Below are 23,267 nucleotides of genomic sequence, written 5' to 3'. Positions count from 1 at the left end.
TCCGCGCCCAGGATACATACACAGGCATGCAAAAACGTCCCTTTCACACATATCCGCTATACAATGAGATGGTGTTATATCCCGGTGATTTGAACCCAATCGGAGATAACACCATGTTTAGCAAACTCGCATACTCAACACTGGCATTAACCGTTTCTCTTGGCACCGTAATGTCCTGTCAGGCTGAAGCAGCCGGAACTGACTACGCTGCGGCATTCAACCAGCCACAGCAAATTAATGCTGGCGATCTGAACGTCGGCTATGTCGATATTGGCCCCAAAAATGGTCAGGCGGTCATCTTATTACACGGCTGGCCGTACGATATTCACAGCTACGTGGAAGTCGCACCGGCGCTGGCGGCAAAAGGGTATCGGGTGATTGTACCTTCGCTGCGCGGCTACGGGACAACGCGGTTTATTTCCGACAAAACGCCGCGTAACGGTCAACCTTCGGCCATGGCAAAAGACGTTGTGAACCTGATGGATGCCCTGAACATCAAACAGGCCGTTTTTGCTGGCTATGACTGGGGCGCCCGCACGGCGGATATTGTCGCGGCACTGTGGCCAGAGCGCGTAAAATCACTGGTATCAGTGAGCGGATATCTGATAAGCAGCCAGGAGATTGGCAAGCAACCGCTGCCGCCGAAAGCGGAAGAGCAGTGGTGGTATCAGTTCTATTTCGCTACCCCGCGCGGTGCTGAAGGATACGCAAAAAACACGCATGATTTCGCCCGGCTGATCTGGTCGCAAGCGTCTCCTGACTGGAGGTTTAGCGATGCAACCTTTAATGCCAGCGCCAAATCGCTCAATAACCCGGACCACGTTGCGGTCACCCTCAGCAACTATCGCTGGCGCTTAGGCCTGGAAAAAGGCGAACGTAAATACGACGGCTACGAGAAGAAACTGGCCGCGCTGCCGAATATCACCGTACCGACCATTACCATTGAAGGCGGAAACAACGGGGCGCCGCATCCTGCACCGAAGGCCTACGCTGCTAAATTTACGGGCAAATATGAGCATCGCACCTTTGGTGCAACCGTAGGGCACAATCCTCCACAGGAGGATGCGCAGGATTTCGTGAAAGCGGTTGTCGACGCGGATAAACTCTGACATGTGCTATTTTCACTAGGTTACCCCTCATTCAGGAGATTTCGGTGGAGCATATTGATCATATCCTTGTCGTCGATGACGACAGGGATATTCGCGAACTGGTTGTCGACTATCTCACCAAATCTGGCTATCACGCCTCCGGCGCGGCGAACGGTAAAGAGATGCGTGCCTTGCTCGATAAACAGCATATCGATCTGGTCGTGCTGGACGTGATGATGCCGGGTGATGATGGGCTAACGCTCTGTCGTCAGCTGCGCAGCGGCAAACATAAAGACCTGCCGATCCTGATGCTGACGGCGCGTAACGAAGATACTGACCGGATCCTGGGGCTGGAGATGGGCGCAGACGATTATGTTGTTAAGCCGTTTGTCGCCCGTGAATTACTGGCGCGTATCAAAGCTATTTTGCGTCGTTTCCGCACCATGCCGCCCAATCTACAGGTGACGGAGGCAGGCCGCCTGGTGATGTTCGGCGACTGGCAGCTGGATACCGTCGCGCGTCATCTCATCGACAACGAGGGGATGATCGTGGCGCTGAGCGGGGCGGAATACCGTTTATTGCGCGTATTCCTCGATCATCCCCAGCGAGTCCTGACCCGGGATCAACTCCTCAACCTGACGCAGGGCCGCGATGCCGAACTGTTTGAGCGCTCCATCGATCTGCTGGTCAGCCGCGTACGCCAGCGTCTCAATGAAGATGCCCGAACGCCAGCCTATATCAAGACCGTGCGCAGCGAAGGCTATGTCTTCACCATGCCGGTGACAATACTTGAGGCCAATGAATGACACTCTGGCCTCGCTCATTATTGGCCCGGCTGCTTATCGTCGTGCTGCTTGGGCTACTGCTGGCGAATGCGCTCAGTCTTACACTGGTGATGGCTGAGCGGATGCGCAGCGCCCGCACGGTGATGCTCGGTAATCTGGAATACGATGTCGCCACCAGTGTGGCGATTCTCGACCGGCTGCCGGCAAGTGAACGTACGGCCTGGTTGAGCAGGCTTGAGCGGGGCAATTATCGCTACATACTTGGGCCCGGCGAGCCCGGTTCGCCGCCGCAGGATAAACGCTCGCAAGATGCCATTCGGACCTTAAAAGCGACGCTGGCTGCCCGCTATCCTCTCGCTTTTACCGCCGTTCCCGGGCCGGTTTCTCATATCCAGGCCCATCTGACGCTAAGCGATGGCGCACCGCTCACCATTGACCTGATCCCCCGGATGCCGCCGGTCGCAAGCTGGCTGCCGGTTGTCCTTGTCCTGCAACTGCTGCTCCTGGCCGTTTGCTCATGGTTCGCCGTACGCCAGGTGGTGCGGCCACTTTCGCAGTTTACTCGCGCGGTGGATTCTCTCGATCCGGCAGCCCACACGCCGATGACAGAAGCGGGGCCGGTTGAAGTTCAACGTGCTGCCCATGCCTTTAATGCGATGCAGTCGCGAATTCAGTCCTATTTACGAGAGCGCGCGCAGATTCTGGCCTCGATTTCACACGATCTTCAAACCCCCATCACGCGGATGAAGCTGCGCATCGAAATGGCAGAGCAGCCTGAGCTTCGCGACAAGCTGCTGAACGATCTGGATAACATGTCTCGCCTGGTGCGCGAAGGTATTGCCTATGCCCGTTCATCAGAATCGCTCGAAGAGACATCGCTCAAGCTGGAGCTGAATGCGTGGGTCAACAGCATTGCCAGTGATTATCAAGACATCGGTAAAAAAGTGCAGTTTCAGGCAAAGGATAACCGGCTGCCGATCGTCACACGTCCGCAGGCGTTACGCAGGGTGTTGACTAATATGCTGGATAACGCGCTCAAGTTTGGTGATTACGCGGTGATTGAAATTGATGATGCCAATGCTGAACGGGTAGTGATCCATATTTTAGACGGCGGGCCGGGGATCCCCGATGCCGAGCTTGAGGCTGTACTGCAGCCATTTTATCGGGTTGAAACATCGCGTAACCGTGATACCGGCGGCACCGGATTAGGCCTTGCTATCGCCGCACAGTTGACCGCGCAGCTGGACGGAAAACTGCATCTGTCAAACCGCACGGAGGGCGGTCTGGACGTTTCCATTACGCTGCCTCGCCGTTAATTGTATCGCCTTGTATCTGGCTGCGTTAGCGATACGCAATCAGACAAAACGTCGTTTTTTACACATACCCCGAACACACCCGCGCGTTGAAATGTTCTCACTGCAGCTTCGCAGAGATCTGTAATGTGAGAGGTCATTATGTTTCTGATTATCGCTTTCCTGGGCGGGATGATAAGCCTGCTCAGTCCATGTACGCTTCCCGTTATCCCTCTGCTGTTTTCCGGAGTTCAGGGGCAGCGTCGCCACATTCTGGCACTCCTTGCGGGAATGATCGTCATGTTCACCCTGGTCGCGATGGTGGTTACGGCCGCGAGCGAGTGGATTGTCGAGGCCACGATAATAGGGCGCTGGGTTGCGCTCTTCATCCTGGCGATCGCCGCGCTGGCCCTTGTTTTTCCTCCCTTTGCTCAGCGTATCGCAGGGCCAGCGGTCAGCGCAGGGAATATGCTCAATAGCCGCAGCGGACAAACGCGCGGTATGGCTTCCGCTTTTCTGGCCGGGCTGGCCGTTGGGCTGCTTTGGTCTCCGTGTGCTGGCCCCATTCTGGGTGCCATCTTCAGCATTAACATTGCCGGACACTCGGCAGTGACCACAGGTGCGTTACTGGCAGCCTATGGCAGCGGATGTGCGCTGATGCTTGGCGCGCTGATCGTCGGCGGACGGGCGCTGATAACGCCTTTGCGGGCGAAATCGGCGCTGATGGCGAGTGTCCGTCAGGGGGCTGGTGTGATCATGTTGCTTGCCGTGGTCTTCAACGCGACGGGGCTGAATTCGGTGCTAAAAGGGGCGAACGGCGTTGCGGATCGGCTGGAAACAGCCTTGCTGAATCTGGCAAAACCGGCGGCCTATCCCGTGACGCTGCAGCCAATTGCGATGCCAGTGCCCAGCAGCCAGCTGCCCTCATTGAGCGGCGGCACCGGATGGCTAAACGGTGACCCTGTCACGCCTGAGTCCCTGCAGGGTAAAGCTGTGCTGATTGATTTTTGGACATGGGATTGCATCAACTGCCAGCACACGCTTCCACACGTTCGCGAGTGGGCGAATAAATACCAGTCTCAGGGGTTGGTGGTGATAGGGGTTCACACGCCGGAATACCCTTGGGAAAAGCCGCTCTCATCGGTAAAAAACGCGGTGAATAAATGGCAGTTGCCGTATCGCGTCGTCACCGATAATAACTATCAAATCTGGAATGCATTTGGTAATCAGTACTGGCCCGCACACTACTATTTCGATGCAAAAGGCCAGCTACGCTACACCGCGTTTGGCGAAGGAAACTATGACCAACAGGAAAAGGTCATTCAACAATTGTTAAAAGAGGCCCGATCGTAATGCCGCTCAGGGCTGACGTTGCGCGACCATAAACAGCCGTGGAAATGCCAGCAGTATCTGTCCGTTTTCCTGGAGCGGGTACTGCTCTTCCAGAAGTTCATGGTAACGCTTCAGAAAAGCTTTTTGCTCGCTTTCATTCAGCTCCTTGAGCCATTGTCGTAAACCCGTGGCGCTTACCCAGTCGATAATGGCCTGGTGCGAATGCATTTTGTGATAATAGGTTGTCCGCCAGATATCCACATCACAACCCGCGTCCGTCAAAATGTCGTAGTATGCGTGCACGCCTGGCAAAGGTTCACGACCGCGATCGGGATAGCCTTGCTCATACGCCACTTCCCGCATTGAAACGTGCGTGGGCTCAAGCCAGTTATCGGGCATCTGAATCGCCAGCACGCCGTTCCACGTCAGAAGAGAAACGAGATGAGGCAGGAGGTCATAATGGTCAGGGACCCACTGCAGCGACGCATTGGCGTAAATCAGATTCAGCGGTTTGCCCGGCTTAAACTGACGAATGTCGGCCTCGACAAATTGGCACTCCGGTAATGCGCTGCGTGCTTCTTCCAGCATTGCAGGGGAGTTATCCACGCCGATAATTTTCGCGTCTGGCCAACGCTGTTTTAGCAGTGCGGTACTATTTCCGGGCCCACAGCCTAAATCCACAATGGACGATACCTCGTTGAGTGGAATTCTGGCGAGCAGCTCAGCGGCAGGGCGCGTACGTTCTGCACCGTACTGCAAATAAAGAGAGGGATTCCAGTCGGCCATGTTTGTCTCCCATGATGATAATTCAGCAAGAATAGCACAGGCAGATACCTGCACAGCGGCAGGCATCCGCTTTAGATGATTACATAATGCCCTTCAGCGCCACGTGGTAAAGCAGCATGATGGTTTTACCGTCGACAATTCTGCCCATTTCAATACCGCGCAATGCCTCATCAAGGGAGATTTCAAGAACATCAATATCCTCGCCCTCGGACTTAATTCCGCCACCTGCGCTGGTTTGATCCTGGGAGTGATACTCAGCAATGTAAAAATAGAGCTTTTCCGTAACGGAGCCTGGGCTCATATACGCCTCAAAAACCTTCTGTACGTGGCTCACCTTATAGCCGGTTTCCTCTTCTGCCTCCGCTTTAATACGGTTTTCCGGATCCATGTTATCCAGCAGGCCAGCGGCGGCTTCAATAAGATCCTCTTCATGGCCATTGATGAATACCGGGAAGCGGAACTGACGCGTCAGAATCACGGTTTTATTCTCGCGGTTATAGAGCAAGATAGTGGCACCGTTACCCCGATCGTACACTTCGCGGTTTTGTCGCTGCCATTCGCCATCGCGGCGCTGCTGGTCGAAAGTGTATTTTTTGAGGATGTACCAGTTATCTGACAGGGTTTCACTCTCGATTATGCGTATATCTGCGCGTTTAGATTGCACGTTTGTTCCTCCTTACGTAGAGTAATCATCATAAACAGCACTATCGTGCAATGACAAGATAAAACGTGCAATATCAGGAATACAAAATGCTCACCCGTCAGCGAAAGCAATTGATCCTCGAAAAACTCGACGCCGAAGGCCAGGTGCAGTCAAAAGCGCTCAGCATGCTTTTCTCTGTTTCTGAAGATACAATCCGCCGCGATTTGCGTGAACTGGCGGCAGAAGGGCATTTACAACGTGTCCATGGCGGCGCGTTGCCAGCGTCTTCCGCCATTGTACCGTTTGCGGAGCGTAAGTCCGTGAAAATGGATGCCAAGAAAAACGTCGCCCGAAAAGGGGCCCAGCTGATATCAGCAGGACAGGTGGTGATCGTTGACGGTGGAACCACCACGTCTGAGCTGATTAGCTTTCTCCCTGCCAATTTGCAGATTACCGTGGTGACACACAGCCCGAGCATTGCCCTGGGGCTGGTTGAACATCCTGCTATTGACGTGATTCTGATCGGCGGGCGCTTGTACAAGCACTCCATAGTCACGGTGGGCGCGGCGGCCATTGAGGGAATCGAGAATATTCATGCGGATTTATTCTTCATGGGGGTTACCGGTATTCACCCAGAAGCAGGCCTTACCACCGGTGATTTTGAAGAAGCCTGCATCAAACGTGCATTTTCCGGCAGAGCGGCAGAAACCATCGTCCTGGCGTCACCGGAAAAAATTAACACGGCTTCATCGTTTGTGATTGGCGATCTGTCTTTAGTTAATACGATAGTCGTGGAGGATGACACCGATAATGACTGGATCGGCGCGATAACGGAGAAGGGGGTTTCCGTGGTGAAAACGTCAGATCGTTGATGTGATGAGCGTTTTCGTATTATTGCCATTTTTTACAGCGGGATGACGTTCAGCGGAAGGTTTTGTAGCGTCCAGATTCTTATACTCCTGATTTCTATCGGCATCAGGACATATCATGACGGATATTATTATCAGTGAATTTGGCGCCGTTCCCGGCGCGCTTCGGGCATCAACTGCTGCCATTCAGGAAGCCATTAACGCAGCGCAGCCCAACGACAGAGTGGTTATCCCTGCGGGACGTTTCCTTACCGGCGCTCTTTTTCTGAAAAGCGGCATGACGCTGCACCTGGCACCGGGCGCGGCGCTCGTTGGCAGCCAGCTTCTTGAAGATTACCCGACGATAGCAACACGCGTCGCCGGTATCGATATGCGCTGGCCTGCCGGGGTAATCAATCTGATCCGCTGCCAGAATGTTAGCATTACCGGTACAGGCACCCTTGATGGACAGGGCCACATCTGGTGGCAGCGATTCTGGGGTGAGGATGAGCAAAGCGGAATGGTCGGGGACTATGCGGCGAGAGGGTTGCGCTGGGTGGTCGATTATGACTGCCAGAGGCCGCGCAATATTCTGGTTTATCAAAGCGAGAACATTACGCTGAAGGATTTCACCAGCCGAGACATCACCGCACGCCGTTCAGACGTTAAGCCATTCTCCCGTGCGTTCTTCATTGAAGGTTATCCCGAACGTCCAGTTTGTGGATTAACGCTGTCATCCATTTTTATCGACGCTACTGAGTTCGGTAAAATATCCGGTGTAGAAGGTCTTCGTTTTCAACAAGTTGATGTTACTGCAGCAGAGATCACGCGAGATAACAACGACAGCTATGAGCGCTAGCGGCGTTATCCCTTCGCGCCAGCCAAGGTTTTATCGTGTGAGCAAGAATTAATCAAAAGTATGCTAACATTTATATAGCCTGCCTTTCAGACAGCCGACCACAATATCAATAACTTAGGTAATGTGAGGTAAAATGAATACGACGAGAAATAGGACGGTGGGCAGAAGAAGGTATAGAACATACTTTTGGTGTGGGTTTTGTTATGTTGTAGCAGCAAATAGCCATGCAGATGAAATAAACCTGTATTCATTAAATACAGGTTCGTATGTCTATCACTTAACAAATAACCATGGGCAGTATACTGAGAACTTTGAAAATAATTTCTTTTCCGTTGAGCGGAAGTTTTCAGAAGATTCGAAAAATAGCTTCGTACTCGGGACAATGAAGAATAGCTTTGACGACCGATGCCTGGCCGCAGGCGTCAGGCGAGACTGGACTGGCTGGGATAATGGATGGGTATTCAAAGGGATATACGGATATGTAGGTGAGTTTTTCTTTGATGCCTTCAAGGACTGCGGTGACCACGGGTCATATCATGATTTCAAAAAAGCCACCGGGATAGGTTTCTCACCTTATATTTACCATGGCTTTCAGTATAATTTTACCTCTTATTTTGGTATGGATGTCGGCATTATTATCCCATCGGTTTTTGTGATTACCGCGCAGTGGAGTTTTAGATGAGACGGGAACGGCGAAATTAATACCTGCCTGTTTCGCGCAGACAGGTGCACAGCATACTCAGACCTGTCGAATGATGTGTAAACCTTCAATCCCAGTGTTCAGGCAACGTCAATGTCCAACGACGGATATCGGAAGTCTGTTTGTCGAAGGGCTCAGATATATGCAAATGTCTAGAAATTTGTCAAAGCTAAGTTCATATGTCCGGGGCAGGGCAAAGTTGAAATGTCCGCTCTGTGCCAAGAGCGGACGTCGATAAAGTCTCAATCGACTAAGCTTTTTGCTGGTTAAACCTCGCGTTTTTCCGCCCATTTCAGCATTGCATCGAGAGCAGGGCACAGCGCTTGCCCCCATTCAGTGAGTCGATATTTTACTTTCGGCGGCACCTGGGGATATACCGTCCGCAACACGATCCCGTCAGCTTCCAGCTGTCAGGGGCGTGCCGCCCGCGGGAAGGCTCATCTCCTGAAGGTATCGACTGGGACCGGTTATTGTCCCGCTTTTTCTGTACCTAGCGGGCAACGTCCAATACATGGCCCAGCCTTTTGTTATCAACAATCGCGACAGGATCGACTTCAGACAATCGGTCGTAGGTGGAGTAGGGCAGTAGCACGCCATTCAGTCTCAGTTCCTTATGTCCGTCAGGATAGTGCCAGATATCAATATACTTGCCGATGGCCCTTCTACTGTATTCGCTGTCCTCAATCAGATAGAGCATTTTGTCATACTGTACGGTCAGGTTTTTTGACACCCTCCGTGGCTCTCGCCAGGTAAATTCCGCATCCAGATCATCCTCTAATGCAAGCGGCCGATGCGCGTTAAATTCATGCAAGGGGGCTTTGGCAAAGCGCCGGTTATAATCTGCCATGTATTCTTCAGCAAATGCATTCGCAGCGTCTATCGTACTGATCCCTTTAAGCCTGAGCTCCTTAACCAGCCGGTCCTGAAGTGTCAGATGAGCACTAAAGGTGGACTCAGATTTCACAAACAGCAGGTGCATCAGACAACTGGTGGCATCGTCGACATAGACCAGTGCCGTACAGGGCCGAACCCGGTTTTCAAACCAGTGATGGTCACAGCCGTCAACCTGTATCAGCTCGCCAGTACAGGGCCGCCGGTACCGGGGCTGATGAATTTTCGGTGCGCGTTGTCTTCGGGGGATCCAGAGTCCGGCTTTTATCATAAGGCGTCTGATGGTTTCCTTGCCCAGGACCAGACCGTGAACTTCCTCCAGTTTTTCCCGGGCCAGCGTGGGACCAAAATCGCGGTAGCGTTCTCGTATGATACTCAGTGCCAGGTCAGTCAGTGATGTGGGCAACAGTCGGTTGCCAGTGCGACCGCGGCTCTGGTTGTTCATACCAAGCGGTCCGGACTTGCGATAACGCTTCAGCAGACGACTGCAATGACGTGGCGTGATGCCGAGCATCTCGGCAGCCTGGCCAGGACGCAGGTTACGTTCTATGACATCCTGAAGGATTTTGAGGCGGTTGATTTCTTTCACGGTGAACATCCCGGCGTCATGTATAGCCATAGAAAACTCCTCATCAGGAAAAGCGAGTTGTTGACTAGGCATACAGGTCTGAGAACTATAGCCTGGACATTCCAATGAGCCACAAATAGACATTAGCATTGAGCCTCCACACCACTGATGCGCATAATGTATATTATGTTAAATCATGTCCGCCGTTCATTTAGTTCATAACCGGCCGCAGACTACAATTAATCATACACTTACCTATCCCTCTATCTTCATCATGCCCGCATGTTATGCACTGGCTTTCATGGTTGTGAAAACATCGGCAAGCCCGGTGCTTGTTCTGCCATTTTTTCCGTATGTTGAGTCGTCACCGAAAGCAGTCGTGACAATAAGTAATCCCTTACCCTTCACAACGTACTCTAGCCTCCTTAAAGACACCGTCATCTCGATGGCGTCAGTCCGGAGGCCTTCAAAGAGGCCTCGTCGTGAGGACAGCATTTATCTACTGTTTTGAGGTAAATCCATATTTATTGTGGGTGTTTTGCCAGGTTTGGGCACTGGGAAGACCATTTTACAAATTTGGCATTGTAGACAGATGCATCGTCGCTGACGAAAGATATTTCGCCTTCTTTAGCTTCTTCCTTCAGGGTTCCAAGCAGATCTGCCTGTACCATTCTCCCTTCAAACTCTTTACCTTTTTCATCAAAGGCTTTGTAGCAGCCTACAAAACCAGTTAATTCAATCGGTTTTTTAGCTTTGCTGTATACAACAACGTTGAACGTTTTTTCGTACTGAGGTTTCCCTTCAACAACAACAGTACCCTCTGAAGATGGGATAGCCTGGATAATCAATTTTGTTTGTAAATCTTCGGCCGCTATTGAAGAAAACGAGAACAGAACAAGCGAGGAAAGAAGAACCTTAGTTAGCTTTTTCATTTATTACATCCTTATATAAGAAACTGAATGTTAATTGCGCAACCAGATTACATGTAACAACGTATACGGGGACTAAACAAGCTTCACACGTTTATAATTGAACTCCAGTTTTGATAGATTATGGTGAAAACGATTGAAATCAGATATGCAGAAATGAACATAGCAATCAATACCTTCAGCTTGTTATGCCTTCTTAAACAACAGGCACCAAAAACAAACGTGGTTAGTGCTACTATAGTATGTAATAACAAAATAATCATAGGGATTATTATTTCATATTCAGCAAAATCTTTATGCAAAAAGATCCAGCCCGTGACTAACCAAATTGCGAAATTCAGTATTGAGATAACCAACAGGATTGAACTACCTGAATCATTCTTTTCAATTACAACGCCACTCAAAGCCTTATCCTCTTGGAAAAAATTAAAAACAGGAAATGATGATATTGACCTATCTTCAGAACAGTGATAGCAAGTCCGGCTCTGACCCAATTCGCTACATCAATGAAGACATGAATAGTTTTATCGTATTAGGAGTCTACTACCACCTAAAAGTTCAACAATATCTAAACTTTGGTTGGATAGTGACGGGACTATGCAGGGTTTAGCGTGAGGTGGATGTATTCTCATGGTGGTGGCCCCAGCCACCACCGGTTCAATATCAGGACTCAGGCATAGCGGAAGAGTGATGAGAGGAAATTTTCCACTCGTCACCAGTCCAGGCGTAAGTGAAAGTATAGCGGGCTGAAACTTTTGAATTATCTGCAAAAGTAAATGTGTAAGTTCCCGTATCGATAGCTTTATTACAACCAATGCGAATAGTACGACTATCAATGTGTCCTACGGGTTTCTTTTCCAGGAAATGTTTGAAGTAATCCACCCGTTCTGCGTCTGTCAGGCGTACCTGGTTTGAGACCGTTGGTAATAATACGGCATCGGAAAGGTAGGTTTCAGCCACTTTCTGCGGATCACCGGTCTTTAGCGAAGCATTCCAGCGATCAAATAGCGCCTCTATTGCGGCATTGTCTGTCTTTACACAAGTCGCTGTAGGGGTAGCCGCCCCTGCAGTCCCAGAAATCAACAGTAACGAACCAATAATACCGATCATCTTTTTCATATCTTTCCCTTATTAAAAATATAAATCCTGAAATGAAAAAGTAGCAAGCATATAGACTGAAAACAATAACACGTAGTTATAGTTACGTTATTTTACAATTAATGATAACGGTTGAATTAAACGCATAAATGTGCACCCCACCCTGCTGTTCCATGTCTTCTCAAAATGATTTATAGCACAGATATCTAACTGCATTCAGCGAACAAAAAAGTTCTCACCCAAGACAAAAACCATCCAAAATAAATGGTTATATATTTTATTCTCCACATTCCGCTCAAAAAAATCATTATAAATATTAATAATTGGTAAACGAATCAGCATTACGACATTGACTGTACATTAACAAAGTGAATAATGCTCTCAGGTATACGCTGTAAGATTCCACACTTTGTATTTTTTTATAGACAACCTCGTTTATTATAAGGATAAAAATGAAAAGTTCATCACTTTTTTCGGCTGGATTTATTTTTTTACTTTCAGGATGTTCAATGATGACAACAGAAGAAGAACGATTAAAAAACTGTGAGGCGAAAGGTATTAGTAGAGATACCTGCTACCTGGTTGAGAAAGCCGACAGACGGCAGGAAAAAGACCAGAGTGATACCCGTTTGCACGAGCAAAATTTGCGAGTCATTAAGCAAATGGGAGTAAAGGGGCTTGGGCTTCCGGAGTAAAAAGTGATACCCAGTTGAGACTCATTTACGCTGGTCTTCTGAATCGCCACGGGTTTAACAGACACCTCAGAGTCATTTAAAATTCTTCAACCAACAAAGAGCAGTCAGATGCTCTGGCCGAGATCCGCCGACTTCAGAAGGAGCTGAAGCGGGTTAGTGACGAACGGGACATATTAAAAAAAGCCGCGGGGTGCTTCGCAAAGCTGTCCGACTGAGGTGCGCCTTTAACCGTGACAACTCCTGTGTTACAAGATGCTGCTCTTTACCCTGCATAACCGCGCCTGGCGCCAGCTAATCCGCCCGACACGCAATAATACGCAGCGCTAACTACATTCCCGCCATTACGAACGGGTATTCACTTTATGCCTGCGCAGCCAAATCAATTTATACGCGGCAGGAATGATAAACAGGGACAGCAGCGGCGCCGTAATCATTCCCCCAATCATTGGCGCCGCGATCCGGCTCATCACCTCCGAACCCGAACCACTTCCCCACAGAATCGGCAACAGACCCGCAATGATAACCGCCACGGTCATGGCTTTGGGACGCACGCGCAGCACCGCGCCATGATAGAGCGCTTCATCGAGTTTTTCCGACGTGAACGTTTCCGGCCTGGACAACGCCGGGTCCGCTTCAATTGCATGCCGTAAGTACATCAGCATAACCACCCCAAACTCGGCCGCGACCCCGGCCAGCGCAATAAATCCGGTGCCCGTCGCCACGGACATATGGAAGCCCTGCCAGTACAGGAACCATATTCCACCAACCAGCGCGAACGGCAGACTCATCAGGATCAGCAGCGCTTCATCCACACGGCGGAAGGCCAGATACAACAGTATGAAAATGATCATAACCGTCATCGGCACCATCAGCTTCAGTTTCTTGTTGGCATGCTCCAGTAATTCAAACTGTCCGGAGAAGGAAACGCTGGTGCCCGGCTGCAGCGTAACGCGTTGGCCGATCGCCGTTCGGAGATCGTTTACGACCGACACCATATCCCTGCCCCGCGCATCGATATAAATCCAGCTGGCGGGGCGGGCATTTTCCGTTTTCAGCATCGCCGGTCCGGAAACAACATGAACATCTGCCACGTCGCCCAGAGTTATCTGCTGCTTCGTGGGCGTCAGAATCGGTATCGCTTTTAGCGCCTGCGGGCTGTCCCTGTAATCCTGCGGATAGCGAAGATTAATCGGATACCGGGCTACGCCTTCTACCGTTTCGCCTACCGTGGCACCGCCAATGGCCGAGGAGACAAACAGCTGGACGTCGCCAACCGTCATGCCGTACCGGGCTGCTTTCACACGATGAATATCCACATCAATATAGCGTCCGCCTTCAAGGCGTTCAGCCAGGGCGGAGACCACGCCGGGCACCGTTTTAGCGATAGCCTCAATGCGTTGCGCGGTCGTATCAATGTCCGCCAGGACGGTGCCTGACACCTTGATGCCAATCGGGCTTTTGATCCCAGTTGAGAGCATATCAATACGGTTGCGGATCGGCGGTACCCAGAGGTTAGCCAGTCCCGGTAAACGAACGGTTTTATCGAGCGCGTCGATTATCTTGTCAATCGTCATGCCGGGCCGCCACTGCGCCTGCGGTTTCAGTAGGATCGTGGTTTCAACCATTTCGAGCGGCGCGGAATCCGTCGCGGTCTCGGCTTTGCCCGTTTTGCCGAAAACTGAGGCGACTTCCGGAACGGTTTTGATCAACTTGTCCGTGGTCTGCAGCAGCGCTGCCGCTTGTCCCGGAGAGACGCCCGGTAAGGTCGACGGCATATACAGCAGATCCCCCTCGTTGATCTTCGGCAGAAACTCGCCGCCAACCTGGCTCAGCGGCCAGATAACCGTGAAGATAGATAAAGTCGCAATCAGCAGCGTTGTTCTTGGCCAGTGGAGCACCCGGAGCAGTAACGGGTGATAGGCGTTAATCAGCAGCCGGTTCAGCGGGTTACGCGTCTCGGCGGGTATTTTCCCACGGATCCAAAACCCCATTAACACCGGGATGACGATAATGGCCAGCGCCGCCGCGCCCGCCATGGAATAGGTTTTCGTGAAGGCCAGAGGACCAAATAAGCGCCCTTCTTGCCCTTCGAGGGTAAACAGGGGGATGAACGATAAGGTGATAATCAGCAGGCTGATAAACAGCGCCGGACCAACCTCGACGGAGGCATTGGCGATCACGTTCCAGCGGGTGGCGTTGTCAATGTCCTTGTCTGGATGCTGGTGATCCCATTCTTCCAGCCGCTTATGCGCATTCTCAATCATCACTATCGCAGCGTCCACCATTGCGCCGACCGCAATAGCGATGCCGCCCAGCGACATAATATTGGCGTTAAGCCCCTGAAAATGCATCACGATGAAGGCGATACACAGCCCCAGCGGTAGCGAAATAATGGCCACCAGCGCAGAGCGTACGTGCCAAAGAAACAGCGCACAAACGAGGGCAACCACGATAAACTCTTCCAGGAGTTTACCCCTGAGGTTATCAATGGCCCGGTCGATTAACTGGCTGCGATCGTACGTGGTCACCACCTCGACGCCTTCTGGCAGGCTGGCCTTTAGCGTCTGCAGCTTGTCTTTTACGGCGGTGATCACCTCGCGTGCATTTTTGCCCGAGCGCAGAATCACCACGCCGCCGGCAACTTCTCCCTGGCCGTTAAGCTCGGCAATACCGCGGCGCATTTCAGGTCCGATTTGAATGCGGGCAACGTCGCGTAGAGTGACAGGCACCCCGTTCGCACCGGTTTTTAAGACGATATTATTGAAGTCATCAAGGGTCTGGAGATAACCGCTGGCCCGGACCATATACTCCGCTTCCGCAATTTCAACGGATGAGCCCCCTGCTTCCTGGTTTGAGGATCCGAGAGCCTGTTTAACGTCGGAAAGGCTGACTCCGTATTGAACCAACTTCAACGGATCAACCTGGATCTGATACTGCTTCACCACACCGCCTACCGATGCCACCTCGGCGACGTCCGGGAGGGTCTTGAGTTCATATTTCAGGAACCAGTCCTGCAATGAGCGCAGCTCGGACAGGTCGTGTTGCCCGCTACGATCCACCAGCGCGTACTCAAAAATCCAGCCCACGCCCGTGGCGTCAGGCCCGATGTCAGCGCTCACACCGGCAGGCAGTTTGCCCTGAACCTGGTTAAGGTATTCCAGCACCCGCGAGCGGGCCCAGTACAGGTCTGTACCGTCTTCAAAAATGACGTAAACATAAGAATCACCAAACTGAGAAAAACCGCGCACCGTTTTTGCGCCAGGAACCGACAGCATGGTCGTCGTAAGGGGATACGTGACCTGGTTTTCCACAATCTGTGGCGCCTGGCCGGGATAGCGGGTTTTAATAATCACCTGGACGTCAGACAGATCGGGCAGCGCATCAACGGGCGTATTGATGATTGTCCATGTCCCCCAGACGCTGAGAAACAGCGCGCCCATCATGACCAGGAAACGGTTGGCGACTGACCGCCGGATAATCCATTCAATCATGGTCCTTCCCTCGACGCATACGCTCCAGCGCACCGGAAATATTGGCTTCGGAATCAATCAGGAACAGACCGCTAACGACGACCTTCTCCCCTTCTTTTAGCCCGCTACCGATGCCCGACTGCTGCTGAGACTCGTGCAGAACGTGGATCCTTTTCGGGACAAAATGCCCCTCAGCATCGACGGTAATCACCCGCTGTTCCTTACCCGTGTCTATCACGGCCTGGGACGGGATCAGCAGCATGTCCTGGCTCTGGGTATTCAGCGTCAAATACGCGTTCATGCCTGGCTTTAACAGTTCGTTCGCGTTTGACACCTGCAGGCGGACCTGCAGCGTCCGGGTGGTTTGATCGACGCTCGGAAGAAGATGCCATTTCTCCACATGAATCGGTGTATCCAGGTAAGCCGGTACCGAAATGTTGAACTGGGACGTGTCTTTCAGGAGGTACGCGATGGATTCAGGGAGTGACGCGCTAATCCAGACCGGATCCACCCCCTGAATCTGCGCCACGACGTTATCTTTTGAAATATTCATGCCGGTGCGCAGGCTGAACGCCGTAATTACGCCTTCTATCGGGGCCTTGAGGATAAATCGCGTCTGGATGCTGCGGGTCGCGCGCAGCCTCTGAATGTCCTCCTCCGGCATGCCCGCCAGTCGGAGTCGTTCAAGAACGCCTTTAATCTGCGTGGGTGTTCCGCCGGTGTCGGATAACAGGAGGAATTCGCTTTGCGCTTCCACCCAATCCGGAAGGGTAATTTCAGCCAGCGGCGTTCCTTTCCTCACGCGATCGCCAATCGTTAGCGGATACACTTTTTCGACAAAGCCTGCAGAACGCGCCTGGACAATCACAAACTGGTATTCGTTATAGCTGACGTTGGCCGGGAAGGTCTGGGCATAATGTAATCTCCCGCGCGTGACCTTTTGCGTCTTTAATCCCAGATTCTGAACCTGAGTCGGATCAATGCGTATACCGGCACCGTTTTTTCCGTCGTTTTCATCAGCGTATTTCGGCACCAGGTCCATATCCATAAAAGGGGATTTTCCGGGCTTGTCGAATTGGGTATCTGGCTTCATCGGGTCATACCAAAACAGTACTTTCCGTTCCGCAACGCTGTTTTCTGCTTTATTTTCTGAATGAACATAATGCCATGCAGTAACGGAAACCAGCCCACCTACAATAAGGCTGCTGATTATCATGGCAGCATATTTTCTCTTAAAAGACGCCATGCCCTTTCTCGCTATTTAATGCTTTTGAGTAATGAAATAGTGCCCTGCTGAACGAACGAAAAATCAACCTGGCTACCGACCTTTAGGGCCTTAATACTCTCGTCAGCATGAATAAAGGTGAAGCGCATGGTCATGGCCGGCCAGCCGATTGCAGGAATAGCCTCATGAGAAATGGTGATTTTTTTACTACTAAGATCAATGTCTTTCACCACCCCTTTTCCTTCAATAACCTGCTGAGGTGCGGTATCAGCGGCGGAGGTCATCTCCCTATGCTGATGAACCTCAGCCTGGAGGCCAGCCGAAAACAGCACGGAGAGAGCACCCAATACGATGACGTTAAGTGAATTACGCATATTAATTTCCTGAATGATGGACGAATAAAATTACTCTACCCAACCGCCGCCGAGGGCGGTGAACAGGTTAATTTCATTAATCTGTTGGGCATTAGTGAGGTCAAGAAGGGTTTGCTGCGTGGTGTACAAAGACCGTTCTGCGTCAAGCACTTCTCTATAGCTGACCGCGCCGCTGGAATATAAGCCTCTGGCACGCTGCAGCGTAATACGTAGCGAATCTCTATAACGCTGCTGAGCATTAATCTGACGGCCGATGCTGTCCCGGAACGCCAGCGCGTCAGCCACCTCCTTAAATGCGGCCTGAATTTTTTGCTCGTAATTAACAACCGACTGCTGCTGGCGTATTTCAGCCAGCCTCAAATTGGCTTTATTCCTGCCGGCGTTAAAAACAGGGATTTCAATTTTAGGAATAACGTTCCACATACCGCTCGCGGGCGTGAACAGGTTCGACAGTTCTGTACTGCGTGTAGAAATGCCGCTGGTCAGGGTAATTGACGGGAAAAAGGCCGCCCGCGCCGCACCGATATTGGCATCTGCGGCTTTCAGCTGATACTCGGCCTGCATGATATCCGGGCGCTGAAGCAAAATGTCTGACGACAAATTTGGCGGCAGCGTGACGGGGCGAATCTCGCTGGCGCGTATGCCCTTATCTGACGGCAGTGCATGATAGGTGCCGAGGAGTAGCTGCAATGCGTTATTGGCCTGTGCCAGTTCACCCTCTCTTTTGGCAATCTCAGCGCGGGTACTTTCAATCTGCCCCCGTGCCTGCTCAAGCGCCAGCACCGTCGTACTGCCTCTTATCAGCTGCTGTTCTACAAAAGCGTAAGACTGTTGATAACTTTTCAGCGTGTCGCGCGCAACGCGGAGCTGCTCATAGGCCAACTGCTGGCTGAAATAGCCCCGAGAAACGTCAGAGACAAGCAAGATATGTACCGCGCGACGGGCTTCCTCGCTGGCAAAATAGTTTTGTCTGTCAGACTCGCTCATGTTTTTGAGCTTGCCGAAAAAATCGAGCACATAGCCCAGGTTCACTCCCGCATCGTACTGTTGCGCGGTCGACGCGTTGCCTTTCAGCCCGCCGCTGTAGGTGATGCCTGACGATGCATTCAGCTGCGGATACCGATCGGCGTCCGTGACGTTGTACTGGGCACGTGCCTCTTCTACCTTCAGGGCGGCCATTTGCACGTCGCGGTTGTTATTCAGGGCTTCGTTAATCAAGCGTGCAACCTGCGGGTCGACAAAAAAGTTTCGCCAGCCGGTGTCCTGATCCCCCTTTAACGCGGGCGCCAGGCCATTGCGGGAGAGCGAAAATTGCTGGGGCACAGGGGCCGTCGGTCGCTGGTATTCAGGCGCAAGCGAGACGCAGCCTGCCAGTAAAAATAGAGTGCCAATGCTTAGTCGTTTTAATTTCACCATCACGCTTCTCGTCCAGACAGGCCGGGTAACTGCTTCAAATAAAAACCCGTGTTTTACCGGGGTTACTCTAGCGAAAGCGTTCTGTTTGGCCGGTGACAGGATAATGACAATGTTGTCATTTTCGCGGTAACGCGTTGATAACGCCCCCGAGCGCAATAGAATGTCGTGAGCAGCCAGTCAGAGGAGCAAAATGAAAATACTGATCGTCGAAGATGAAGTTAAAACGGGTGAATACCTTAGCAAGGGGCTGACTGAAGCGGGCTTTGTGGTAGACCACGCGGATAACGGCCTGACCGGCTACCATCTGGCTATGACTGCAGACTATGATTTGGTGATCCTCGATATCATGCTGCCCGATGTAAACGGTTGGGACATCATCCGCATGCTTCGCTCTGCAGGAAAAGGCATGCCGGTATTATTGCTCTCGGCGCTCGGCACCATTGAACACCGGGTGAAGGGGCTTGAGCTAGGGGCCGATGATTACCTGATCAAGCCTTTTGCGTTTGCTGAACTTCTGGCGCGGGTAAGAACCCTGCTGCGGCGAGGGAATACGGTAATAGCAGAGAGCCAGTTTAAGGTTGCCGATCTCAGCATCGATCTGATATCGAGAAAGGTCAACCGCGCCGGCAATCGCATCCTGTTAACCGGTAAGGAATTCAGTCTGCTGGAATTTTTTATCCGTCACCAGGGCGAGGTGCTGCCCCGCTCGCTGATTGCCTCCCAGGTGTGGGATATGAACTTCGACAGTGACACCAACGCCATTGACGTCGCGGTGAAGCGGCTGCGGGCAAAAATAGACAATGATTATGAACCAAAGCTGATTCAGACGGTTCGCGGCGTGGGCTATATGCTGGAGATACCGGATGCGCACTAAGTCCGCCAGGCGCCCTTTCTCCCTTGCCCTGAGGCTGACCTTTTTTATCAGCCTTTCCACCATTCTGGCCTTTTTCGCCTTTACCTGGTTTATGGTTTATTCCGTTGAAAACCATTTTGCCGAGCAGGACGTCAGCGATCTGCAGCAAATGAGCTCCGCAATGCACCGGATATTACAGTCCCCGGCCGATGCGGATGAAAAGAAAATCAGCAAAATGAAGGGGTCGATTGCCAGCTACCGCAACGTGGCCGTGTTGCTGTTGGATCCGCGCGGAGAGGTTCTGTTCAGCTCCGTACAAGGCGCGGCGCTGCGCCCTGCCGTGAATGCCGCAGGGTTTGGCACACACCGGCGCGCGCAGGATGTTTTTCTGTGGACGGTAAACGATCCTGCCAGCCCCATGCATTCCGGGTCTGATATGGACAGAGAAACCTACCGAATCATCGCCTCGTCAGGCACCGCGACCTATCAGGGAAAACAGCAGGACTACGTCATGCTTATAGGGCTCTCGATTAACTTCCATCTTCATTACCTTGACGGCCTCAAAAAGAATCTGTTTGCGATTGCCGCGGCAATCAGCCTGCTGATCGTTATCCTCATAAGAATCGCGGTTCGTGAGGGACACCTGCCCCTGCGCAACGTCAGCGACGCCATTAAAAACATCACCTCTGAGAACCTGGACGTGCGTCTGGATCCGTCGCGGGTGCCCGTTGAGCTGGAACAGCTGGTTAGCTCGTTTAACCATATGTTGGGAAAAATGGAGGACGTCTTTACCCGTCAGGCAAACTTCTCGGCCGATATTGCGCACGAGATCAGAACCCCGATTACCAATCTGGTGACGCAAACGGAGATTGCGCTGAGCCAGCAACGGACGCAAAAAGAGCTGGAGGATGTGCTTTATTCCAGCCTTGAAGAGTACAGCCGGATGACCCGAATGGTCAGCGACATGCTTTTCCTGGCTCAGGCGGATAATAATCAGCTGGTCCCAGACCGGGTGATGTTTGATTTACGCGTTGAGGTCATGAAGGTCTTCGAGTTCTTTGAGGCATGGGCGGAAGAATGCAACATCACATTGCGCTTTAGCGGGATACCCTGCCTGATTGAGGGCGACCCGCAGATGCTCCGAAGAGCCATCAATAATCTGCTGTCCAATGCGCTGCGCTATACGCCTGAAGGAAAAACAGTTACAGCGTCGATGATTGAAAAAGAACGCGATGTTGAGCTAATGATTGAAAATCCCGGAAAGCCGATCCCTGAAGAACATCTGCCAAGGCTGTTTGACCGATTTTATCGGGTAGACCCTTCCCGGCAGCGCAAAGGAGAAGGCAGCGGAATCGGCCTGGCTATCGTGAAGTCTATTGTGGCCGCGCATCACGGAAAAGTGCGTGTGGAGTCGGATGCCGTGTCGACACGGTTTATATTATCCATGCCTAAAACCGGAAACACGTCGACCGTGATGGGTGTTATTCAGGAAAAATGATGAAGAAAAAAGAGTTCGTGACGCAGGATCTGCTCAGCAAAATTTATCAGCAAACCACACCTGGCCCGCGTAAGTTACCGCCGGAAAGACAGCTCGCGCAGGAGTATGGCGTATCGCGAACAACCATTCGCGAAGCGCTGGAAAAGCTGGTCAGCATTGGTGTCGTGCGAATAGTGCAAGGGTCAGGAACCTGGATCAACGAGCAGGCGCGCAATAATCCACTGGTGTATAACTCCATCACCGAAAAACGGTTCGATCAGATCCGCTACCGGATGATTAGCCTGCATAAAAAACGCCCTGACCGGGCGGCGCAGCAAATTTTTGGCATCGATGAAGAGCGTTTTATCTGGCATTTCTGTCGGCTACGCTACGTCGATGACGTTCCCGTACAGCTGGAAATTTCCAGCATGCCGGCGGAGGATTTTCCTGACCTTAATCAGCAGGCTATTGAACGGTCCATTCAGCAGTATGTTCTGGGCAAAGGTCTGACGATTTCCCATATGCTGACCACCTACCGCGCCGTGAGCGTGAGCCGAGAGCAGGCTGCATTGCTGGGCTGCAAGAAAGGCAGCCCGGCAATGCATATTACGAATCGCGGTATTCTTGAGGGTGGCCAGGTATTTGAAGTGAGCGATATTATTGATATCAATTACAGCTGCACCTACGTGATTCCCTACAACCGCGACACCCTTACCCGACGTCAGGCTCAGGGAGTATGAAGGGTGCCGTCCGGCAGGCGGCTTTGCGTCCATTCATGTGGGCGATACACCACCGGATGCGCCCGCGCTATCTCTTCATTGAAGCCCACGCCGATCCCGGCCTGCACCGGTGGATAAACAAAGCCCTCTTTGACCTCTGGCGCGCCCGGAAAAATCCGGTCCGTCAGCGCTGAACGCGGAATGAATTCCTGAATAGCCGCGTTATGCAGGTGAATATTTAGATGCGTATTCACCGCCACGCCAATTGGCGTCATATCACCAGGTCCATGCCAGGCCAGACGCACACCGAATGCCTGGCACAGATGCGCCAGCTTGAGCGCCGGGGTTATCCCCCCAATTTGCGATACATGGCAGCGGATAAAGTCGATACGGCGGTTGACGATGAGGTCGTGCCATTCGGCAGGATTATTAAACAGCTCACCCATAGCCAGGGGCACGCAGCTTTGCTGGCGAACCTGCTCCAGCCAGGCGCTTTGCTGCGGCGGCAAGATATCTTCAATAAAATAAGGCTGGTAAGGCTCAAGCTGTTTCGCCAGCTGCGCCGCCTGCTGCGGGAATAAGCGTTCATGAACGTCATGTAAAATATGCAGCTTCCAGCCATATTTCTCGCGCAGCGCGCGGAACATCTCGACGGTATTGCGCATATATTCTTGCTGATCGAACCATGCCCCTGGCGTTGGGTTTTCCGGCGCGTGAAGATCGGACGGCGTGCCGCCGTAGAAGCCGAGCTGACAGCGAATATGACGATAGCCCTGCGCAATGAGCGCATCCACGGAGGCAAACAGCTGAACCAGCGTCTCGCCGCTGGCGTGGCTGTAGGCCGGGATCGCATCACGCGACTTCCCACCAAACAGCTGATACAGCGGCATCCCGGCAAGCTGGCTTTTGATATCCCACAGCGCCATATCGACGCCCGAAATCGCGTTATTCATTATCGGGCCGTTACGCCAGTAGGCGTTAACGTTCATCATTTGCCACAGGTCTTCGATGTTGTTGGCATCGCGGCCCGTCAGCAGCGGCGTTAAATAGTCCTCGACCAGCGTTTTGACCGCCAGCGGCCGCTGCTGGAAGGTGGCACAGCCGTGACCGGTCACGCCCTGCTCCGTCGTAACGCGCACCGTCACCAGATTATGTCTGTCCGGGCGAGTAATAAAACATTCGATATTTTTGATGATCACAGGCGTCACAAATAACTCCT

21 protein-coding genes and 3 pseudogenes are annotated in these 23,267 nt (G+C 52.1%); 13 read left to right on the top strand and 11 right to left on the bottom strand.

What is annotated here, in order from left to right; genetic code table 11:
• Positions 1–113: 113 nt before the first annotated feature.
• The 4 genes from V5P19_RS05585 to V5P19_RS05570 all read left to right on the top strand — a co-directional run bounded on the left by V5P19_RS05585 (position 114) and on the right by V5P19_RS05570 (position 4,518).
• Positions 114–1,109: an alpha/beta hydrolase gene (locus V5P19_RS05585; protein ID WP_334400916.1), complete on the top strand. Its 996-nt coding sequence runs from the start codon at positions 114–116 to the stop codon at positions 1,107–1,109.
• A gap of 44 nt (positions 1,110–1,153) precedes the next feature.
• Entirely contained in the window at positions 1,154–1,894 is a 741-nt protein-coding gene (locus tag V5P19_RS05580) for a response regulator (protein ID WP_334400913.1), read from the top strand.
• On the top strand, positions 1,891–3,189 hold the full coding sequence (locus V5P19_RS05575) for an ATP-binding protein (RefSeq protein WP_334400911.1): 1,299 nt from the start codon (positions 1,891–1,893) through the stop codon (positions 3,187–3,189). Before V5P19_RS05580 ends, V5P19_RS05575 begins: the two co-directional genes overlap by 4 nt.
• 138 nt (positions 3,190–3,327) lie before the next feature.
• On the top strand, positions 3,328–4,518 hold the full coding sequence (locus tag V5P19_RS05570; RefSeq protein WP_334400909.1) for a cytochrome c biogenesis protein/redoxin: 1,191 nt from the start codon (positions 3,328–3,330) through the stop codon (positions 4,516–4,518).
• Between the two features lie 6 nt (positions 4,519–4,524).
• Here the strand turns inward: V5P19_RS05570 and tam are convergent, their stop codons facing one another.
• On the bottom strand, positions 4,525–5,283 hold the full coding sequence (gene tam, locus V5P19_RS05565; protein WP_334400907.1) for a trans-aconitate 2-methyltransferase: 759 nt from the start codon (positions 5,281–5,283) through the stop codon (positions 4,525–4,527).
• A gap of 79 nt (positions 5,284–5,362) precedes the next feature.
• Positions 5,363–5,947, bottom strand: coding sequence for an NUDIX domain-containing protein (locus tag V5P19_RS05560; RefSeq protein ID WP_334400905.1), 585 nt, complete (start codon positions 5,945–5,947; stop codon positions 5,363–5,365).
• An 86-nt stretch (positions 5,948–6,033) separates the two neighbouring features.
• Here V5P19_RS05560 and V5P19_RS05555 point away from each other — a divergent pair, with 86 nt between their 5' ends.
• From V5P19_RS05555 to V5P19_RS05545, 3 genes are all read left to right on the top strand, one after another.
• Positions 6,034–6,798: a DeoR/GlpR family DNA-binding transcription regulator gene (locus V5P19_RS05555; RefSeq protein WP_334400903.1), complete on the top strand. Its 765-nt coding sequence runs from the start codon at positions 6,034–6,036 to the stop codon at positions 6,796–6,798.
• Between the two features lie 115 nt (positions 6,799–6,913).
• Positions 6,914–7,633 carry a hypothetical protein gene (locus V5P19_RS05550; RefSeq protein WP_334400902.1) on the top strand — a complete coding sequence of 240 codons (720 nt, stop codon included), beginning with the start codon at positions 6,914–6,916 and terminating at the stop codon, positions 7,631–7,633.
• Positions 7,634–7,766: 133 nt separating this feature from the next.
• The gene (locus V5P19_RS05545; protein ID WP_334400900.1) at positions 7,767–8,315 is read left to right on the top strand and encodes a hypothetical protein; all 549 of its coding nucleotides are present in this window, start codon (positions 7,767–7,769) and stop codon (positions 8,313–8,315) included.
• 284 nt (positions 8,316–8,599) lie between these two features.
• Here V5P19_RS05545 and V5P19_RS05540 read toward each other — a convergent pair.
• The 3 genes and pseudogenes from V5P19_RS05540 to V5P19_RS05530 form a co-directional block, all read right to left on the bottom strand.
• Positions 8,600–8,743 (bottom strand): annotated as a pseudogene (locus V5P19_RS05540) (winged helix-turn-helix transcriptional regulator); the annotation flags it as partial.
• A gap of 11 nt (positions 8,744–8,754) precedes the next feature.
• Positions 8,755–9,843, bottom strand: a pseudogene (locus V5P19_RS05535) (helix-turn-helix domain-containing protein); the annotation flags it as partial.
• Between the two features lie 473 nt (positions 9,844–10,316).
• A complete protein-coding gene (locus V5P19_RS05530) occupies positions 10,317–10,724 on the bottom strand; it encodes a DUF4354 family protein (protein ID WP_334400898.1) in 408 nt (135 codons plus the stop codon).
• A gap of 120 nt (positions 10,725–10,844) precedes the next feature.
• Between V5P19_RS05530 and V5P19_RS05525 the strand changes: the two genes are divergently transcribed.
• The gene (locus V5P19_RS05525) at positions 10,845–11,192 is read left to right on the top strand and encodes a hypothetical protein (protein ID WP_334400896.1); all 348 of its coding nucleotides are present in this window, start codon (positions 10,845–10,847) and stop codon (positions 11,190–11,192) included.
• A gap of 192 nt (positions 11,193–11,384) precedes the next feature.
• Here V5P19_RS05525 and V5P19_RS05520 read toward each other — a convergent pair whose 3' ends face one another.
• On the bottom strand, positions 11,385–11,840 hold the full coding sequence (locus tag V5P19_RS05520) for an SgcJ/EcaC family oxidoreductase (RefSeq protein WP_334400893.1): 456 nt from the start codon (positions 11,838–11,840) through the stop codon (positions 11,385–11,387).
• A 431-nt stretch (positions 11,841–12,271) separates the two neighbouring features.
• On the opposite strand from V5P19_RS05520, the gene V5P19_RS05515 reads away from it, so the two are divergent.
• Positions 12,272–12,514 (top strand): hypothetical protein, encoded by a 243-nt coding sequence (locus tag V5P19_RS05515; protein WP_334400891.1) that lies wholly within the window; start codon positions 12,272–12,274, stop codon positions 12,512–12,514.
• A gap of 116 nt (positions 12,515–12,630) precedes the next feature.
• Positions 12,631–12,746, top strand: a pseudogene (locus tag V5P19_RS05510) (IS3 family transposase); the annotation flags it as partial.
• A 109-nt stretch (positions 12,747–12,855) separates the two neighbouring features.
• On the opposite strand, the gene V5P19_RS05505 reads toward V5P19_RS05510, so the two are convergent.
• Genes V5P19_RS05505 through V5P19_RS05490 form a run of 4 tightly spaced genes read right to left on the bottom strand, consistent with a single transcriptional unit; the run spans position 12,856 to position 18,999 of the window.
• Positions 12,856–16,005, bottom strand: a complete 3,150-nt coding sequence (locus tag V5P19_RS05505) for a CusA/CzcA family heavy metal efflux RND transporter (RefSeq protein WP_334400889.1) — start codon at positions 16,003–16,005, stop codon at positions 12,856–12,858.
• Positions 15,998–17,230 (bottom strand): efflux RND transporter periplasmic adaptor subunit, encoded by a 1,233-nt coding sequence (locus tag V5P19_RS05500; protein ID WP_334400888.1) that lies wholly within the window; start codon positions 17,228–17,230, stop codon positions 15,998–16,000. Before V5P19_RS05500 ends, V5P19_RS05505 begins: the two co-directional genes overlap by 8 nt.
• 11 nt (positions 17,231–17,241) lie before the next feature.
• Positions 17,242–17,583: a cation efflux system protein CusF gene (gene cusF, locus V5P19_RS05495; RefSeq protein ID WP_334400886.1), complete on the bottom strand. Its 342-nt coding sequence runs from the start codon at positions 17,581–17,583 to the stop codon at positions 17,242–17,244.
• A 30-nt stretch (positions 17,584–17,613) separates the two neighbouring features.
• Positions 17,614–18,999, bottom strand: a complete 1,386-nt coding sequence (locus tag V5P19_RS05490) for an efflux transporter outer membrane subunit (protein ID WP_334400883.1) — start codon at positions 18,997–18,999, stop codon at positions 17,614–17,616.
• 190 nt (positions 19,000–19,189) lie between these two features.
• Between V5P19_RS05490 and V5P19_RS05485 the strand changes: the two genes are divergently transcribed.
• Genes V5P19_RS05485 through V5P19_RS05475 form a run of 3 tightly spaced genes read left to right on the top strand, consistent with a single transcriptional unit; the run spans position 19,190 to position 22,069 of the window.
• The gene (locus V5P19_RS05485) at positions 19,190–19,873 is read left to right on the top strand and encodes a copper/silver response regulator transcription factor (protein WP_334400881.1); all 684 of its coding nucleotides are present in this window, start codon (positions 19,190–19,192) and stop codon (positions 19,871–19,873) included.
• A complete protein-coding gene (locus V5P19_RS05480) occupies positions 19,863–21,350 on the top strand; it encodes a Cu(+)/Ag(+) sensor histidine kinase (protein WP_334400879.1) in 1,488 nt (495 codons plus the stop codon). The genes V5P19_RS05485 and V5P19_RS05480 overlap by 11 nt, the downstream gene beginning before the upstream one ends.
• Positions 21,350–22,069: a GntR family transcriptional regulator gene (locus V5P19_RS05475; RefSeq protein ID WP_334401165.1), complete on the top strand. Its 720-nt coding sequence runs from the start codon at positions 21,350–21,352 to the stop codon at positions 22,067–22,069. Before V5P19_RS05480 ends, V5P19_RS05475 begins: the two co-directional genes overlap by 1 nt.
• On the opposite strand, the gene V5P19_RS05470 is transcribed toward V5P19_RS05475, so the two are convergent.
• The gene (locus V5P19_RS05470) at positions 22,057–23,256 is read right to left on the bottom strand and encodes an enolase C-terminal domain-like protein (RefSeq protein WP_334400877.1); all 1,200 of its coding nucleotides are present in this window, start codon (positions 23,254–23,256) and stop codon (positions 22,057–22,059) included. The genes V5P19_RS05475 and V5P19_RS05470 overlap by 13 nt on opposite strands.
• Between the last annotated feature and the right edge of the window lie 11 nt (positions 23,257–23,267).

It is taken from the genome of Enterobacter sp. UNJFSC 003 (assembly GCF_036903355.1).
Classification (GTDB): Bacteria; Pseudomonadota; Gammaproteobacteria; order Enterobacterales; family Enterobacteriaceae; genus Enterobacter.
Note: the sequence above shows the minus strand (reverse complement) of the source record. Positions and strands in the feature narration are given on the sequence as shown.

What these genes read in the sequence shown, in the direction of transcription:
- V5P19_RS05575 (WP_334400911.1), top strand. Translation starts at nt 1,891, where the DNA reads ATGACACTCTGGCCTCGCTCATTATTGGCCCGGCTGCTTATCGTCGTG.
- V5P19_RS05500 (WP_334400888.1), bottom strand. Translation starts at nt 17,230, where the DNA reads ATGGCGTCTTTTAAGAGAAAATATGCTGCCATGATAATCAGCAGCCTT.
- V5P19_RS05555 (WP_334400903.1), top strand. Translation starts at nt 6,034, where the DNA reads ATGCTCACCCGTCAGCGAAAGCAATTGATCCTCGAAAAACTCGACGCC.
- V5P19_RS05490 (WP_334400883.1), bottom strand. Translation starts at nt 18,999, where the DNA reads ATGGTGAAATTAAAACGACTAAGCATTGGCACTCTATTTTTACTGGCA.
- V5P19_RS05525 (WP_334400896.1), top strand. Translation starts at nt 10,845, where the DNA reads ATGGTGAAAACGATTGAAATCAGATATGCAGAAATGAACATAGCAATC.
- V5P19_RS05520 (WP_334400893.1), bottom strand. Translation starts at nt 11,840, where the DNA reads ATGAAAAAGATGATCGGTATTATTGGTTCGTTACTGTTGATTTCTGGG.
- V5P19_RS05475 (WP_334401165.1), top strand. Translation starts at nt 21,350, where the DNA reads ATGAAGAAAAAAGAGTTCGTGACGCAGGATCTGCTCAGCAAAATTTAT.
- V5P19_RS05585 (WP_334400916.1), top strand. Translation starts at nt 114, where the DNA reads ATGTTTAGCAAACTCGCATACTCAACACTGGCATTAACCGTTTCTCTT.
- V5P19_RS05480 (WP_334400879.1), top strand. Translation starts at nt 19,863, where the DNA reads ATGCGCACTAAGTCCGCCAGGCGCCCTTTCTCCCTTGCCCTGAGGCTG.
- tam (WP_334400907.1), bottom strand. Translation starts at nt 5,283, where the DNA reads ATGGCCGACTGGAATCCCTCTCTTTATTTGCAGTACGGTGCAGAACGT.
- V5P19_RS05505 (WP_334400889.1), bottom strand. Translation starts at nt 16,005, where the DNA reads ATGATTGAATGGATTATCCGGCGGTCAGTCGCCAACCGTTTCCTGGTC.
- V5P19_RS05515 (WP_334400891.1), top strand. Translation starts at nt 12,272, where the DNA reads ATGAAAAGTTCATCACTTTTTTCGGCTGGATTTATTTTTTTACTTTCA.
- V5P19_RS05530 (WP_334400898.1), bottom strand. Translation starts at nt 10,724, where the DNA reads ATGAAAAAGCTAACTAAGGTTCTTCTTTCCTCGCTTGTTCTGTTCTCG.
- V5P19_RS05570 (WP_334400909.1), top strand. Translation starts at nt 3,328, where the DNA reads ATGTTTCTGATTATCGCTTTCCTGGGCGGGATGATAAGCCTGCTCAGT.
- V5P19_RS05485 (WP_334400881.1), top strand. Translation starts at nt 19,190, where the DNA reads ATGAAAATACTGATCGTCGAAGATGAAGTTAAAACGGGTGAATACCTT.
- V5P19_RS05545 (WP_334400900.1), top strand. Translation starts at nt 7,767, where the DNA reads ATGAATACGACGAGAAATAGGACGGTGGGCAGAAGAAGGTATAGAACA.
- V5P19_RS05550 (WP_334400902.1), top strand. Translation starts at nt 6,914, where the DNA reads ATGACGGATATTATTATCAGTGAATTTGGCGCCGTTCCCGGCGCGCTT.
- cusF (WP_334400886.1), bottom strand. Translation starts at nt 17,583, where the DNA reads ATGCGTAATTCACTTAACGTCATCGTATTGGGTGCTCTCTCCGTGCTG.